Here is a 16,847-nt window from a genome sequence, read left to right as displayed (position 1 = left end):
GAGCTGATCGGACGCTCTGTTTGGCGCTGTTGACTGTTGCCTTTGCAGCTATTCACCAAAGAGTGCTGCACGCGCTTCCGAAGGCGTGATGCCGTAGCTGGCGCGGAACGTCTTGGTGAAGTCGGACGGATCGCCGCCGAATCCGGACACAAACGCCAACTCCTGGATCGGACGGTCGGGTTCGCGCGTGAGCAATGCCATGAACGTCTGCAGGCGCCGCTCGCGCAGATACGCCGCGACCGTTAATCCCTGTCCGGCGAAGGCGGCGTAGAGCTTGGTTCTGGAGACGCCGAGCATCATCGAGATCCGCTGCGGATCCAGAGCCGGATCGCCACTGCTGGCCGCGACGAGCGCCTTGGCGCGTGCGACAAGGTTAGATTTGGCGGCCCCTCGCTCATCTGTCCGGCCCTCGACGATGGTGAGCGCTAGGTTGGCACAATGAGTAAGCCCGCCGTCAAAGGCGACCGGGCGGATCGCACCAAGATTTTGGGCTAGCCAACGCAGCTGGAGTTCGAGCAAGCTGGCGAGCTCAACTCCGGTGAGGAGTCGGCCGGCGAGGTCTGTTGTCCCGGCGGTGCCGAGCGTGGCCGCCAGTTGGATGCGCGGCAGAAACAGCACCACGATGGACCCCGGATGGTCATGCATGACATGAGGCACCCCCGAATCCATGAGGAACAGATCCCCTTCGCTTAGCTGCAGCAGGCAGCCATTCGTCTCGACAGTGAAGCGTCCGGCCGTGACGAGGCAGACCAGGATGCCGTCCATGCTGTCCGCCGCGTCATCTTCGCGACTACGTCCGGTCGTGCCACCATTGCGCGATACGGAATGCAGGAAGGCCGCACGAGAGCCGACGAACCAGCGCATGGTGGTGTTGACCGGTTTCCCGTCGAACGTCGTCGGCTGCGTGCGGCGATAGAGCGCAGCGTCTGCGAGGTAGTCCGCACAAAGTCCCGAATCGCCGCTGTCCCGACCGTCGTATGCAAACCGTTTTGCGCGCCAGGGCCGGAATTCGTCGAGCGGAACCGGGACGGCGGTCACAGGCGGTAATTCAGCCGTAGCGTTGCACCCTGCGATCGGTAGTCGTCAGCTAGATCAGCTTCATACTGCGCCCGCAGGTCGAACTCTGTGGAACTTAGGATTGAGACGCCGGCCGCGACGTGCCCCATTAGGTCAGGCAGGGTCGTGACCGATTTGAACGGCGTCTCCGTCCCGACAAAGCGGGCAGTAACGCTCCAGTCGTTACCCGTCTGTAACACCGCGCCGCCTCTGACAAATGGGCGCAGCTCCCACCCACCCAGATCTAGCCTTGCTCCCACCTCGACCTGGGGCAAGAACGTGCCGGTACGGAGTGTCTTGCTGGCGAAGGCGAGTGCCAGGGGCGCGCCTGTCTCACGATAGCGATCACTGTGCGTGACGCTCAGGTTCGCGTCGAGCTGAGGCCGCAGGTAGAAGCTGCCGGCATCGAGCGTGTAGCTCACGCGCGTATGTAGGGCGGCGTGCTGGACGTCCGATTGCGCTTGCGCGACTCCGGAGACGCCCGGCAGGCTCACCGTCCGCATGCTGTCGTACGTCCCGGCACCCGCGGTGACGCCACCCACGATCTGAAGACGGCCTAGCTGGTATTTGAGCATCGCGCCCAGCGTGAAGTCATGTCCGTCGATGCGAGTGGGCCCATCGTCGTCGTAGAAGTCGCTGTGCTGGTAGGCGACGGTGATACCTGCCTTCAGATCGGTCCCGAGCGAGCGCTGCATGCCGAGCTGCACACCATCGGTGTTGGTGCGATAGCCCGTGACACCGTCCTCGTCGTCTCGGGAGCCCCAAAGGTGGAGACCGCGGACCCAGACGCAGTTCTCGTCCGACGTCGTGGCCGCTTCGGGCGCGGGGCAATCGACGATCGCGGCGAAAATGTTGCGCGCGGAGCCGGAGCGCGCCGTCGCAACCGCGCCCAGCACGTTGCCCGACAACTGCCGGAGCGAGGTGGAGAAGCTTTGCGGCGTGAAGGCGCGCGATAGCGCGGCGAAGCCGACGCCGCCGACCGAGCGGGCGCCGCTGTCGAAAGCGCCTTGGATCGCCGCTCCTACGCCCGCTTGGTTCGGCGCGAGTGCCGCCGACGCCGAACCGATCGAGGAGGCCGAGACGAGGTGAAGCGCATTCCCACGCACCGACTTGGTGACGCTGAAGTAACCGCCGCTCGAACCCGCATCGATCGTGAGTGCACTTGCGTCCAGCCCGCCCGCGGTCAGAACCGTCAGGTCATATCTCTGCACGACCGAGTTGACGACCATGGTGCCGCCCAGCTTAGCCTGTCCCGTCACATAGATGGTGTCCGCCACGATCGCAGTTGACGGCGAGGGCTGAGCAATGTTGATCTGGATGGTACCGGAACTCACCAGAGACCCGTTGACCATCAGGCTGCTTGGACCGTTGCCCCCCGGCAAGGGGCGGACCGAGAGCGTTCCCGTGTTCGTCAGCATCTGCGCATCGATGCGATTGGCCATGATCGTCCCGCCATTGTTGACGACGATTGCATTGATGCCGTTGTTCACGATGTCGCCGGCGATCATGCCCGTGTTGCTGATCGTCGCGCCCGTGGTGACAACGGCGTTACGCCCGAATCCCGCCCCGATGGCACCGCCGACGACTATCATGCCCGCATTCGTCAGATAGTTGTTGCGCCCAACCATGACCACGCCGGTTCCGTTGAATGATTGAACGGTCGAGCTGCCGTCGATCATGACGTTCACCCGCTCCGCGATCGGACCGGACGGCACTTCGTTGCCGACGCTCGACGCATAGACGCCGATCGCCTCGCTGCCGTAGACTGCCACGTTGCTGGCATCGTTCAGCGTCACGGTGGCCTGGCATGCCGAGCTGATGCAGGGCAGGGTCGTGCCGGGGATGCTCCCGCCGGCATCCGCGCCTGCGACCACCATACCCACCGGCATACCGGCAGGAGCGGGGCCCGTCGCGAAAAAGCCGCCGCCGCCGCCGACCGACTGGACGACGATGCCGTGCGCCCGGTCGCCCGTTGTTACGATCTGGCCGCCCAACAGATCCACCGAAACGGTACCGCCTGAACCGAGATTGGCTTGCGACCCCAGTGCTCGGACGGGTGCCAGCAGATCGATCTCCGACATGCCGCCGACCAGGCCGCCCCCGCCGCCGATCGACTGCGCTAGGACGCCGACCGCTCCTTCGCCACTAGTAAAGATTGCGCTCTTTGGACCGAGTTTGACGGTCACTTGTCCGCCCGTGCCGATATGGTTGCCGGAGAAGATACCCGTTCCGTCGAGTTCGACCCCGGTAGCGAACACGCCGCCGCCGCCGATCGACTGCGCCAGCACGCCATAGGCGTTGCGCCCGCTTGTCTGGATCACGGGGTTACCGACCGGATTGCCGCTGCGATCGACGATGCCGCCGAGATCGACCTCCACTGAGCCCGCGTTACTGCCGTTCAACCCACCGCCCGAGATGTTGAGCTTGAGCAGTGCCAGATTCTCGGGCGTGACGCTGACGATCGCTTGGCGGACGATGTTGGCTTCCTCCGGACTCTCGGTACCGTCGCCCTCGGCCGCACCTTTCTCCCCTTCCATGAAGGTGAAGCTGCCGCCACCGCCGCCGATCGATTGCGCGACAACGCCGATCGCACCGTCGCCCCGCGTGGTGATCGTCCCCGTGTCCTGGACGATGACGTTCCCGCCGTTGCCGGGAATACCGGTCGTATTGCCGCCTACCGACAAGGCGATGCCGGTGACGGAGCTGCTATTGGCGTTGGTCACGCCGGCATCACCGCCGCCACCGCCGATCGACTGCGCGAAGACGGCGTGGCTCTCGTCGCCTAGGGTGCTGAGCGTCCCATCGTTGATGACGAGGACCTGACCACTGCCGCCGGAGTCGCCGCCGCCGCTGCCGATGGCGATGCTGGCGCTCAGCGTGGCGTTGCCGCTCGCCGAGGAGGAGGCGCCGCCAGTGCCGCCGCCGCCGCCGATCGATTGCGCGAAGATCGCGCGCGATTTGGCGCCCTTGGTCGCAACCGAGCCGGTATTCTCTACCGTCACAGAGTTTCCGATGCCGCCTCGCCCCGCCGCGCCAGCGATCGCCGTGCCGACGTTGAGCGAGATGCTTGATTCGTCGGCTTCCTCACCGGGCGTGTCTGGCGTGGCTCCGCCGCCATCGGCCGCGGTCTGCCCGGAGCCGTTCAGATACTTCTGCAGCGTATCGAGGCGTGCGTAGGCGCCCCGGCCCTTCTCCTGCAGCTCGTAACCGCCAGCCACGGTCTCGATCAAGTCGTCGCTGATGCCGACGCCGGAGGCAAGATACTCGGCAATCTGCACCTGCAGGGCGGTGCCGGTGCCGACGCTGGCCGAGCCCGCCGCGCCGCCGCCGCCGCCGATCGACTGGGCGAAGATGGCGTCCGCGTTGGCGCCCCCCGTCAGGATCGCCCCACTGTTCTCGACGGTCACGATACCGCCATTCGCTCCGATCCCGCCGCTGCCGCCGACGCCGACATTGGCTTTCAACGTATCACCCACCGCGCCCTGCGTCGCCGCATTGCCGCCCGAGCCGCCACCGCCGCCGATCGACTGCGCCAAGATGCCGCGTGCGCCATCGCCGCCGGTCACCAATCCGCCTGAGTTAATTACGTCAACGTTGCCGGCATTCTCGATGACGAAGCCGCCACCCGCGCCGCCGACGCTGACCGCCGCGCTAATCGTGGGACCGACTTCCAAATTTTTGCTCTCGATATCGATCGCGGTGTTGCTTGCGGCGGCGGAACCGCCGACCCCGCCACCCCCCGATATCGCCTGCGCCACGATTGCGCTCGCCTCCTGTCCCAGCGTCATGACCAAACCCAGGTTGTCTACTGTCACGTTGTTCGAGCCGCCGCCGTTGCCACCGCTGCCACCAAGCCCCACGGTCGCCGTCAGGTTGCTCGGCAGCGTCGCGACCGAACTGGAGACGGCATTGCCGCCCGCGCCGCCGCCGCCGCCGATCGACTGGGCGAGGATGCCGATAGCCCCCGAACCGCCCGTTAGGACTACGCCGTCGTTGGCGACGCCGACGACACCGCCGGTGCCGGCGACGCCACCCGTCGCGCCAATCGCCACCGTGGCGTTGAAGGTCGGCAGCTCCTCTCCCGGAGCGTTCACCTGGATCGTCGTTGCGCGGGCGTCGCCGCCCACGCCGCCGCCGCCGCCGATCGACTGGGCGATTACGCCATATGCGCTCGCGCCCGCTGCGACGATGAGGCCGCTGTTCGTCACGCCGACCTGCCCGCTCGTGCCGCCGCCGCCGCCTGGGCCACCGATCGCGACGGCCGCGGTCGCTACGGTGCCCGCCGTCGTCGCGATGGCGCTGCCGCCGTAGCCGCCGCCACCGCCGATCGACTGTCCGATCATCCCGGTGGAGGCACTACCCGAGGTGGCGATCGACCCCGCGTTCAGCATGGAAATGCCGCCGCTGATCCCGCCCACGCCTCCGCTCCCGCCGACTGTATAGGTAAAGACCCCCGCCGTCAGCGTAGCCGCGTCGCCCGCGCGACCACCGAAGCCGCCGATGCTCTGGCCGAGCATACCGGTCGAGCGATCGGCAGTGGTGGTGATGTAGGCGCCCGCCTGGCCAATACCGGAAGGGCTGCCGTCGTCGGCGGTTCCAAAAGTCCCGTTCGCAAGGGAAACATCCCGTGCGGTGCCACCGGCGCCGCCGACACCACCCAGCGCGACCCCGATGCCTGCACCTTGTGCAGATGCGGAGCCGCCGTAACCGCCTGCGCCCGCGATCGACTGACCCACAAGCCCGTCCGAATCCGCGCCGGTCGTCGTGAGGCTGCCGCCGATCACCGTAGCCGCCACGGCGTCGCCCGTGCCCGCAGCACCGCCTCCACCGCCGTTCGCCTTGAACGCGGACGTGGCGGACGCGCCGGCGCCGCCCCCGGCGCCTAGGCTCTGCAGCAGCACCGCCGCCGCCGTGCCGCTGGTTCTGATCAACGTGTTGTTGATCTCAGCCGTGATCGAACCGGCTTCGCCGCCGCCGGCGCCGTCCCCGCCCGTACGGCCTCCCAAACCCGGCACCGGCGGGGCGCCCGCGCCGCCCAGGCCACCGATCGACCGGGCTACAATCCCACCCTGTAAGGCCTGGTTACCCGAGACATCAACATCGAGCACGGCACCGTCCACGGCGATGCTTGTCGTCTCCGTCATGACGGTCACCGCGCCGCCCGCGCCGCCCGCGCCGCCGCGGCCACCCGTGGCGCTGCCGAAACCTGACGCGCCGGGCCCACCGGCACCGCCCGCACCCCCAGTCGAGGTCGCCAAGATGCCGATGGCGGCGGTAGTGATGCGCGTCTGGGTAGTGGTCCCGCCCAGGTTCACAGAGACGTCGTTGCCCTCACCGCCGATGCCGCCGTCACTTCCATTGCCCACACCGTCGGCCGCATTGCCCCCAACGCCGCCGACGGACCTCAGATGGATGCCGATCCCCGGACCGGTGTTGGTCGCGATAAAACCGGCGTTGGCGCCGAGCGATATGGCGCCACCACTGCCCGCATCGCCGCCTGCGCCGGCCTGATCTCTGCTGGCTGACCCACCCATTCCACCGGCCCCGCCAATGCTTTCAAACAGTAGCGCACCCGCATCGCCGCCCGTCAGCGTTCCTCCGATACCATAGCCAATTGCACCCCCCTGGCCGCCCGTACCCCCTGCTCCGCCGCGTTCACCATTTGTCAGAAATCTGGGGGATCCGACACCACCCTGACCGCCGTTGCCGCCGTTCTGTGCGATGTAGACGGCAGGTCGACCATCCGTGACGAAGCTGTCGATCCCCACCCCTTCGGCTCCAGGCGCCGAAGATCCGGCGCCGCCTGTGCCGCCATTGTCCTGAGCATTTCCATCGGGACCGGGGGAGCCGTTCGACACTGGTGCAACGATGACGATCTGATCAGCCTTCGCGGGCACGGCGCACGTCAGACTGATCGCGGTGAGCGTGACTATCGCCGTTGAGCAATCCAACGAAGCCATTCTCGACAATCTGTGACCCATCATTCTATCCCCCCGTGCCCGAACCGATCCGATCATGTCCAATCTATCTAATCCCGTCGCGTCATCCTCGCTAGGGTTCGCGTTCGGACCGGCAGGGATCACGTCCGAAATCTAAGACGCAAGGTGGATGCCGTTCAGCGGATCAAGGTGCCCGATTCAGGCCTCTGCTATCCGAGCTTGTCAGCCCGTCTGTCAGGGTTTTTACAGCCGTAGATGACGAACTTAAAATCGTGATAGGTCACGGCGGGTATTACTGCATGCCATCGCTGATGCACTAGTCTGCTTGTTTGCTCATTCAAGGACAATTCACCTAGCCAGGGGATGAAATACCTGATGCGTCAATCTTGAGAGCCGAGCTATAGTCAGCGTCGGAATTGCTGCCAATCGGAACGGGAGGAACTGATGCAAACAGTATCGAATGGTATCCGAGGTATCGGGTCGTACCTGTGACATTGCCCGATCCGGTCGTCTACGCGATTCCGTTCTTCTTCGCCCTCACACTGCTGGAGGCCCTGTGGCTTGCTCGTCGTGACCAAAGCCGATGGTCGGCACGTGACGCCAGTTCCAGCATCGCACTCGGGATTGGTAGCTTCGTTGTGGGCCTGCTGACCGCAGGGATCGTGTTGGCGGCCGCGACATGGCTGCATCAATGGCGGCTCTTCACCGTAGGCTATCAGTGGTATTGGTTCGGCGCCTGTTTCCTGCTTGACGATCTGCTTTACTACGTGTTTCACCGCTCGGCGCACAGAGTACGCTGGTTTTGGGCGAGCCACGTCGTCCATCATTCCAGCGAGCATTACAATCTAGCCACGGCGCTCCGGCAGACGTGGACGGGCTTCTTCAGCCTGGCATTCGCGTTCAGGTTGCCGCTGGTAGTGATCGGTTTTCCACCTGCGATGGTGTTCTTCGTAGCCGGGCTCAACCTCATCTATCAGTGTTGGATACACACAGAAGTAATTGGACGAATGCCGCACTGGTTCGAGGCGGTCATGAACACCCCCTCCCATCACCGAGCGCATCACGCCACCAATCCACGCTATCTTGACCGGAACTATGCAGGCGTGCTGATCGTCTGGGACCGGCTCTTCGGCACGTTCGAGCCCGAATGTCGCAACGATCCCCCGCGCTATGGGATCGTGCATCAGCTCAGTCTCTTCAACCCCTTTCGCGCCGCTACACATGAGTGGATTGGCCTGATTCACGACGTGCGACGCGCACCTTTGCGAGCAAAGCTCGGCTACGTGCTGCGAGAACCCGGGTGGAGCCACGATGGCAGTCGTGAGACAAGCGAGACGATGAGAAAGAGATGGCAGGCCGAAACGTCTTCGAAAGCTAACGCTCAGCATCCGGATCAGGGTGAGCTCTAAGTCAAACGAGCGACTGTGACTGTTCTCGCTGCGTATATCGGGCGTCTAGGTCAGCGATGATTTCCGTTCAAGATTGTCTTCACTGTCCTCTTGGAGTTGCCCCTTGTCGAGCGTATCGCTTGGACGCCGGGCATCGCCTTCGTTCTGATGCTCCGTCGACAGATTCGACTCGTCAGTCTCGGTGGTCGGCTTGATTGGATCGGCCATGGTTGCTCTCCTTCAAGCGCCAACACCTGTGGCAGCACGGCGTTCCAGTTGGCCTTCCGCACTAGCGCTAGGGCAAGGACCGACCGGCTTTAGATACCGCAGAAGGCTAATCGCTCTGACGCAAATCCACCAGCATCATCCGATAAAAATTAAACAGCTGACGATGCGCGTTCGCCGCCTTTTCTGAGCAGTATCCCAACAGCCAGCGCATCTTCTACTGGCATCGCCGCTCGTGGTAGGCTTGCAGATCTTTCAGTTCGTCTATCGACATGTGTTCCCCCCTTTCGGTGCACTGCAAAGCTGGAAGGACAGGGTTAACATGTTGTGAATAAACCAATTCGGACCGCGGCCTGCAACCCCCTTTGCTAGTCTCGGCCTCTCTGCAAGCCGGAACGTGACAGGCGCGTGTTGCTTTTCGGGCAAAGCGATTAGCGTCCGTCAGAATCGACATGAACGAACGGCAGAAGTTGAGACGCGGATAGAGCGCTTCGAATGACCGGAAGTGGGTCAGCCGGACATGGATTAAAGGCGCCAAACCGAATTCGCTGCAAGCGCGAGTTCAAAACGCGCTAATTCATAGGCGTTATTGAAACACCCGATACCTTCAATCTAGCGTTGCTTACGCTCAGGTTAAGCAGCTTGGCCTCAAGAGGCGCCGTTATGAGTTCAGAAATTGTTGCTTTTCCGCTGCCGAGAAAAAGCTCAACCGATCCTGAATCAATGAATAGGCTTAAGTTTATCGAGCCCGTCGTGAAATCGCACGCGACACTACGTTGCTGCCGCCAAGCGTCAACATTCGGTACGTTGGGGCCGCTCTTTTCTCGGTGAAGGGAGACCGTATTGGTATGCGCAGTGAATAGAACTCGGGTTTCAAAATCATCATCCTTGCGAACCAATAAGATGATGTCGTCGGGCCAAATGGCCCCAATCCGGCTGAACGTCAGATCAATACGGCAGGCGGCCGCTTCTGCACCTGCCGGCCATACGTAATCCGTCCCTTTTGTAATCGTTTGATCCTGTCCGGCAATGGCGGGAGCAAAGACCTCATTCTGGGCAGCGAGCGGTGTGCTGAGCAGGCGTGGTACGTTCGCTACACGCTGAAGTCTTAGCTGGCGAACAAGGCTGAGTTGTCCGCGGTAATCTCGGGTGACAGGAATTTTGTTCACATAATCCCAGTTGCTCATCCAGGCTATCGAGTACGCCGACGCAAGCGGATCGGCCGCGGCTGGGTCGGTCCAGACTACAGCGGCGTAGAAGTCCGCCCCTCCATCGATCCACTGCCCCTCCAAGGCGTCGGACGTGAACGTCATCCCATCAAAGTCGCCGACCCAATAATAGCCGCCTACGGTGAAGCCGAGCTTGGTACCATTGCCGCCAACCAGCAATACCCATCTATCTGCCGACGTCGCGCCGTTAGCCTCGTACAGATGCAGCTTGAAGAGATGTGAGCATTCCATGACGCGCCCGACAATCGTCGAGGCGAAGCCACTGGCATATGTCCACTGCTTGAGATTGGTGGATGTGTAGATCCCGATCTTACCCTCCTCGGAGAGGGTCAAAACCCAACGGTTCGTGTGCGCATGCCAGAACACGGTAGGATCGCGAAAATCCTTGCGACCTCCCGGATTAGCCAGAACGATGTCATGGAACGCAAAGTTCGCTCCGTCGTCATGTGAGTACCACAATGCACAGGATTGGCCGGTGCCCGGCACCGGCATCGTTACGAGAGTTACGAGCGCTCCTGCGCCGAAACCGGCGGTATTTGCTGTATCAACAACGGTACTGCCGCTCCATACGTCTCCAAAGCGGTTGGTGTTTCGCGGGATCGCAATGCCACGGTCTTCCCATGTGACGAGATCCTTCGACGTCCAACGCCGCCAATTTGTGCCACCGGTAGGGTAGGTGGGATTGTACAACGCCCAAAGCGTCCAGGTATCGCCGATCTTCAGTGGGCGTTGCGGATCGTTGATCCAGCCGCCTGCCGGGGCAGTGATGTGATAGCGAGGCCGGCCGTTTTCTGCCTGAGGCACAGTGGCTGAAGGTGACGGAGGTATGGAGACCGAGCCGTCCGTCAAGGTCGTTGCTCCGCCCAGTGTTCGGCCACACCCAGCCATCATCGGAAAGCCGGCGATGAGCCCAAGCGTCGTGCGCCGGGTGTAGACGGTTTCACGTGGCATTGCCTTGGCTCCTATCAGGATATCTGTGGCAGACGGGTCCCGGCCTCCCGCACCCGAGCGGAATGGCATTTCGTTACACGGGACTCAGGGATCCTACGCTGCGCAGGTAGGTCAGAGTTCGAAGGCGTTGACCCGCGGTCAACTTGGTCCAAGTCCCTGCGCAGTGCCGTGTTGCCACACTGCGCAGGTCAGAGCGTTACATCTTGAATCGCAGGCCTAGGCTCATGTATCGACCTTCGATCCGGAGATCGCGACCAAAATACTGCGTCTCATTATAGTAGCGGTAGTTCTTGAACGGCTGCGCCAGGATGTTGCTGACGTTGGCCACGAGCGAGATGTTTTTGTACGGCTCGAAGCTCGCGGAGAAGTCCAGTCGTGACACAGGACGTACGAGTTCGCCCGCATATTGCGTTTCATTGATGGTGCGGTTGTAGCTCGTGGTATACCCCGACCGCCAGTTGTACGAGAGCCGGGCGGAAACCTTGCCCTTCTCGTAGAAGCCGGTGAGATTATAGGCCCATTTGGACAGACCAGTAATCCGCACTTGGCGATCACTTTCGCCGAGCGCCTGCGGCAGTTGGTTGGTGCCGTCGAGATAGGTGCCGTTCGCCTGCACGCCGAAGCCAGAGAACAGGCCGGGAAGGAAGTCGAAGAACGTCTGCGCCGAAGCCTCAATACCCTTGATGCGTCCGTTACCGGCATTTTCAGGACGGTTCAGCTGAACGCGGCCGTAGATCGGGTCGTTTACGACCTGTGTATAGTTGCCGATGAAGCCATTGAGATCGCGGTAGAACGCGGCGACAGATGCCGACCCGTTCTTGGAGAAGTACCACTCCAGAGTGGAATCATAGTTCTTTGACGTCAGCGGGCGCAGGTTCGGATTGCCGCCAGAGCCGGTTGCATCAAACTGCGGCGGCGAGCCATCCGGACCTGGGCTGTTGGCCGTGATGTTGAGCGAAGGGTTCAGCTGACCGAACCCCGGCCGGGTCCGCGTCTGCGTGTAGCCTAGACGAACCTGCCATTTCTGAGAGAAGCGAATGCGCGCAATGGCAGATGGCAAGACGTCGACGTAGTTCTGCTTGGTCGTCGTCGGGACGATACCAACGGTGCCATCGCTGCCCTGTACGCGACTGAAACCGCGATACTCACCATCTGTGTTGACGATGCGAGCACCGGCAGTGCCGTCAACCTCGATACCGCCGAGGTCGAACGCGAACTTGCCCTGACCATAGAAGGCATAGCTAGCCTCGCTAGCGGTGAAGCCGCCCAGCGGATCGACAGGGATCTCGGCAGTTGCGTACTTTGCCACAGCGTCACGAATGCCGCCGTCGTTCGGGAACAGCACGGTCGCCTGCTGGACCGACTGATAGGCAAGCTGGCGCAGTGCCTCGCTATTGGCGATGATCGCGTCACGATTTGGCGCAAGCCAGTTCTGAAAGCGCTGTGGATCGTTACGGAAGCCATCCGTAATCACTTCAAGCGCGCCGGTTGGAAGGCTCGCAAGCGGGATGTTGAGGCCGGCAGTGTAGGCGTAGCGAGTATTGTTCTGCGACGAGGCGTTGCGATCACTGGCACGAACGCCAAACTGAAGATGCGGCAGGAAGCCCCAGTCGGTTTCGAGATCCAGATCAAGACGGCCTTGAAGCCCGTTGCCCTTGGCGACGAACTCGCGCTGATTGAAGCCGCGCCAGCGGGCGTTGTCGGGGTTGGTGATGTCGTAGCTGCCTAGATCGAAAACTGCCGATCCGCGTGCGTCCCAATCGACGTTGATAGTCGGTGCAGTCGCAAGCTGGGAGTCGACGGCAAGCTCCAGGGCTTTGTAGCGGCTGTTGGTGTAGGCGAAGTCGCCCGACAGCGTTGCGCGGCCGGTCGTCCATTTAAAGCCCAATGCGCCCTGATATGTATCAGTCCGATCATCCTGCGCTACCCGTGAAAACTCGGGAACGTAGCCGCCCGTCTTGGTGAAGCTTGCGGCCTTGTTCGGCTCGCCCGGTACCAGGACGACGTTGCTGAGCGTGGGCGCAACGCCGTTGGCATCACGCCGTTCGAAGTTCACGTTAAACGAGTCCCGCAACACGTTGCCGCGATACGCCTGCCACAAACCTTCTGCGTAAACCTCAAGATCGGCCGATGGGCGCCACTGGATCGTACCGTTGATGGCCGGCCGGTGACGAACGCCCTTCTCGTAAAAGTTGCCGGCGTTTGCCGGAAAGTTGAAATTGCCAACGCCAGGGGTCGTGACCGTCAGATCATCGGCGGGATCATCGACGCCAAAACCGCGCGGCGTGATAACCGCGGAGTCAGCATAGCGATCGGCGTTGCGATAGGTGGTGCGCGTGTAGCTCATATTCACCAAGGCGCCGATCTCGCCAATCGGTGTGTCCCAGCGCTTCGTCAGCAGGAGGTTACCTGACGGGTCGAATGCTTTGGACTGATCATTGTATGATCCGCGGATTTCTCCGGCGATCTCGGTGTCTTTTACGTCGAACGGGCGACGCGAGCGCAGATTGACCAGCCCTGCCAGACCGGGTTCGATAAGATCGGGCGTCCCCGACTTGTAGACCTCGATGCCCGCGGCGACACCAGCCGGGAAATCCTGGAGATGCAAGACGCGGTCTTCGGCCGAGAAGAACTCGCGGCCGTTGAACGTCGTTGCAACGTCCGGGAGGCCACGCACCAGAATGACGCCTGCTTCGTCGTTGTAACGTAGAACCGTAACGCCGACGATCCGCGAGATGGCTTCGGCAGCGTTGTTGTCCGGCAGTTTGCCGATGTCGTCAGATACGACCGCGTCGACGATTGACGACGAATTGCGCTTGAGTTCCTGTGCAGAACCAAGCGCTGCACGGTAACCAGTAACAACGATTTCGTTGTCTCCGCCCGCCTGCGCGTTCTCCGGCGCCGCGTCCGATTGCGCCTGCGCAGCACTGGTGGGCGCAGAGTTGGGCAGTGGATCGCCGGATGTTGGCGTCTGGGCCGCTCCGGTCTGGTTCGTTGCCGGCGACACATCAGCTTGTGCCCAAGCTGAAGATGCAACAATCAGCGGCAGAAGTGCAGTAGTCGTCAACAGGACGTGGAAAGACCTCGTCATAAAAGAATCCCCTCTTTATTACGTTATTTGTTTCAGGTTATTGGTAGTCCGGGCCGCGAGGCCCGCTAGCTAGCTCGGGCCGGACATGCTTGCCGACTTTTGAACGGGACCCGTCGTCACTTCGCTGCGACCTTCACTGGGCCTGCGTTCATCGGCCATGCGGTGAGCTTCAGTTGCGCACTGCCGCCGCGCGAGGACGCGCTCCACCGCAGCAGGCCACTGCCACGGAAGAATCGATCGGTGATCGTCCGCTCGCCATCGTTGATGAAGACTTCGAGGATCGACTCGTCTGCCAGAATGCGCAGTTTCACGCGATGCGTCTTCAGATCGACGGGGGCGACGTGGCGGCTGGCAAAGCCGTCATGGAAATGCGGTCCAGAGCGCGTCCGATCCACGAAGACCTCGTTCACGGTCGGATTAACGCCGACGACGGTCTGATAACCCTCGCCATCCGTGAGCGTGATCGCCACCTGCTCGGACGAAGCAGCGTCGATCGCGAACTCCAGATCCGCCGAACCACCCTGAATGGGAAGCGCGGTCGGGCTGTCGTTCAACGTCGCGGCGAATTCCTGTCGGGCGCCGTGCAGGGTCGCGACCTCGCGCACCGGCGTCTGCATGATCCGATACCCGTCGGGCGATTTGCGCAGCGTAACCTGGCGTGGGACGGTCATCAGTCCGCGCGATGGCCAGGTTGGGATGGCTTCCGCGTAACGCCAGTCGTTAGCCCAGCCGATCCAGATGCGGCGTGGATCGTCCTTGGGCAGATCGTTCCACGACACAGCGGCGTAGAAGTCTGCCCCATAATCCATCCACTGCGCATCGCCGGGCCAGCCCTGAACCGGCGTGAATCGCGTCCCATCGAAGTCGCCGACGAAATACTGACCACCCGAGCCCCCACCGACGGCGTTGTCGCCGAGGTTGATGCCGAGCACCCAGTGCTTTTCGCCGGAAGCTCCGCCCTCGACGGGCAATTCGAACAGATCCGGACACTCCCAGTTTTTCCCGCGACCGCCGGCGGGGCCGAAGCTGCTGGCGAACGTCCACTGCTTGAGGTTCGGCGAGGTGAAGATCACCGCGCGGTTCTCCAGCGCCATCACTGCGACCATCACCCAGCGCTTGGTGGCGGCGTGCCAGAAGACCTTTGGATCGCGGAACTCTGGCGATCCGACGTTCAGAACCTCGCCGTGGACCGTCCAAGTCCGACCGCGATCGTTGCTATAGGCGACGTACTGCGACTGGAGCTTCGCCTTGGGGTTGTGCCCGGTGTAGATCGCGATCATCGGCGGTTTGCCGTTGCGTCCGAAGCCGCTGGTATTGTTCCAGTCGATCACGGCGCTGCCGGAAAAGGCCATGACGTCGGCGGTCTCGGGAATCGCGATGGGCAGTTCCTGCCAATGGACGAGATCGCGGCTGACTGCGTGTCCCCAGTTCATATGGCCCCAGCGGTCGCCATGAGGGTTGTACTGGAAGAACAGATGATACTCGCCGTCATAGTAGACGAGCCCGTTGGGGTCGTTCATCCAGTTCTTGGCTGGGGCGAAATGATAGCTAGGCCGGGGATCGGGCCGCTGCGCCGACGCCGAGGTTGCCAGAGCGGCAGCTGCCGCCATCAGCAGTGCAATCGTCTTCATGCTGCAGCTCCCCGCAAATCCATATCTTCCAAGGCGACACCGTTCGTCTCGGGCATCACTTTCCATGCCCAGACGAACTGGAGCAGCATCATCGCGCCAAAGAATGCGAACACCCATCCGCCGACGGCGCTGGCGACCACCGGGAACAGCCAGGTGATGATCGCTGCCATGACCCAGTGCGTGGTCGAACCCAGCGCCTGACCTTTGCCGCGAACGGAGCTTGGGAAAACCTCGGAGATGAACACCCAGATCACCGCGCCCTGGCTCACCGCGAACGCTGCGATGAAGGCGAGAAGTCCGACGAGGATCAGGGTGCCGTTCGGCGCGACGCGCTCGAGCTGCCAGCCGACCAGAAGCAATGCGGCAGCACAGATGATCGACCCGACGAACAGCAGCGGCTTGCGACCGAAGCGGTCGATCAGGAACAGTGCCAGCGCCGTAAACAGCAGGTTGGTACCGCCCACAGCAACCGATTGCAGCAATGCGCTGTCAGCACCGGCACCGGCCAATTCGAAGATGCGCGGTGCGTAGTAGAGCAGGGCGTTGATGCCGGAGAGCTGATTGAACATCGCGATCGCGATTGCGCAGGTGACGGGGAGGGCGTGCGACGCCTGGAAAAGGCGTGGAGCCCCCTTGGCGGCTTCGCGCGTGTCTGCGGCTTCGATGCGGAGCAGTTCGGCACCGGGGTCGCTAAATCCAAGCCGCGTCATCGCGGCGACGGCGCGTTCGCGGTGCCTATGCACCGCCAGCCACCTTGGGCTTTCTGGAAGAAAGAACGTGACGATGAGGAATATGACGGACGGCACCCCGACGATGCCGAACATCCAGCGCCAAGCCGTCTGGGGGGGCAGGATCTGCGCTATGATGTAGTTGGAGAGGAACGCGATGAGGATACCCAGCACGATGTTCAGTTGGTTCATCGCCACCAATCGGCCGCGGAACCGCGCCGGCGAGACCTCGGCAATGTAGATCGGCGTGACGACCGATGCGGCGCCGATCGCCACGCCACCCAGGAAGCGGAATGCAATCAGCACGTACCAGTCGTGCGCCAGCGCAGTACCGAGCGACGACACGACATAGGCTATCGCGACGGACAGCATGATGGCTTTGCGGCCGTACCGATCGGCCGGGGCGCCTGCTATCAGCGATCCCAGGACGGTGCCGATCAAGGCTGAGGCCACGGTAAAGCCAAGCGATGCCTCGGTCAGCGCGAACTGGCTTTGCAGCGCATTGGTCGCACCCGAGATCACAGCGGTGTCGAAACCGAACAGAAGACCACCAAGCGCAGCGCCTGCCGCGCTCATGATGATCGCCGGAGTTGCCCGGGCGTCATCGGC

8 protein-coding genes are annotated in these 16,847 nt (G+C 62.6%); 1 reads left to right on the top strand and 7 read right to left on the bottom strand.

Translation table 11 applies throughout. The annotated features are described in order from the left end of the window. Nucleotides 1–48 precede the first annotated feature (48 nt). Nucleotides 49–1,038, bottom strand: a complete 990-nt coding sequence (locus AC1ME3_RS16975) for a helix-turn-helix domain-containing protein (protein ID WP_480954119.1) — start codon at nucleotides 1,036–1,038, stop codon at nucleotides 49–51. Next, a complete protein-coding gene (locus tag AC1ME3_RS16970; protein ID WP_480954118.1) occupies nucleotides 1,035–6,590 on the bottom strand; it encodes a hypothetical protein in 5,556 nt (1,851 codons plus the stop codon). Before AC1ME3_RS16970 ends, AC1ME3_RS16975 begins: the two co-directional genes overlap by 4 nt. Before the next feature lie 893 nt (nucleotides 6,591–7,483). On the opposite strand from AC1ME3_RS16970, the gene AC1ME3_RS16965 reads away from it, so the two are divergent. Continuing rightward, a complete protein-coding gene (locus AC1ME3_RS16965; RefSeq protein ID WP_480954117.1) occupies nucleotides 7,484–8,404 on the top strand; it encodes a sterol desaturase family protein in 921 nt (306 codons plus the stop codon). Between the two features lie 45 nt (nucleotides 8,405–8,449). Here AC1ME3_RS16965 and AC1ME3_RS16960 read toward each other — a convergent pair whose 3' ends face one another. The 5 genes from AC1ME3_RS16960 to AC1ME3_RS16940 form a co-directional block, all read right to left on the bottom strand. Further along, nucleotides 8,450–8,611, bottom strand: coding sequence for a hypothetical protein (locus tag AC1ME3_RS16960; protein ID WP_480954116.1), 162 nt, complete (start codon nucleotides 8,609–8,611; stop codon nucleotides 8,450–8,452). Between the two features lie 569 nt (nucleotides 8,612–9,180). Then, nucleotides 9,181–10,788, bottom strand: a complete 1,608-nt coding sequence (locus tag AC1ME3_RS16955; RefSeq protein WP_480954115.1) for a glycoside hydrolase family 32 protein — start codon at nucleotides 10,786–10,788, stop codon at nucleotides 9,181–9,183. A 196-nt stretch (nucleotides 10,789–10,984) separates the two neighbouring features. Continuing rightward, complete coding sequence (locus AC1ME3_RS16950) at nucleotides 10,985–13,855, bottom strand: TonB-dependent receptor (RefSeq protein WP_480954114.1); 2,871 nt, start codon at nucleotides 13,853–13,855, stop codon at nucleotides 10,985–10,987. Nucleotides 13,856–13,995: 140 nt separating this feature from the next. Continuing rightward, the gene (locus tag AC1ME3_RS16945; RefSeq protein WP_333922609.1) at nucleotides 13,996–15,510 is read right to left on the bottom strand and encodes a glycoside hydrolase family 32 protein; all 1,515 of its coding nucleotides are present in this window, start codon (nucleotides 15,508–15,510) and stop codon (nucleotides 13,996–13,998) included. After that, nucleotides 15,507–16,814: a sugar porter family MFS transporter gene (locus AC1ME3_RS16940; RefSeq protein WP_207894249.1), complete on the bottom strand. Its 1,308-nt coding sequence runs from the start codon at nucleotides 16,812–16,814 to the stop codon at nucleotides 15,507–15,509. The genes AC1ME3_RS16945 and AC1ME3_RS16940 overlap by 4 nt, the downstream gene beginning before the upstream one ends. Nucleotides 16,815–16,847: the final 33 nt, after the last annotated feature.

The sequence above is a fragment of the Sphingomonas sp. BL2 genome (assembly GCF_056680015.1).
The sequence above is the reverse complement of the archived record's forward strand: the minus strand, read 5'-3'. Positions and strand labels throughout refer to the sequence as shown.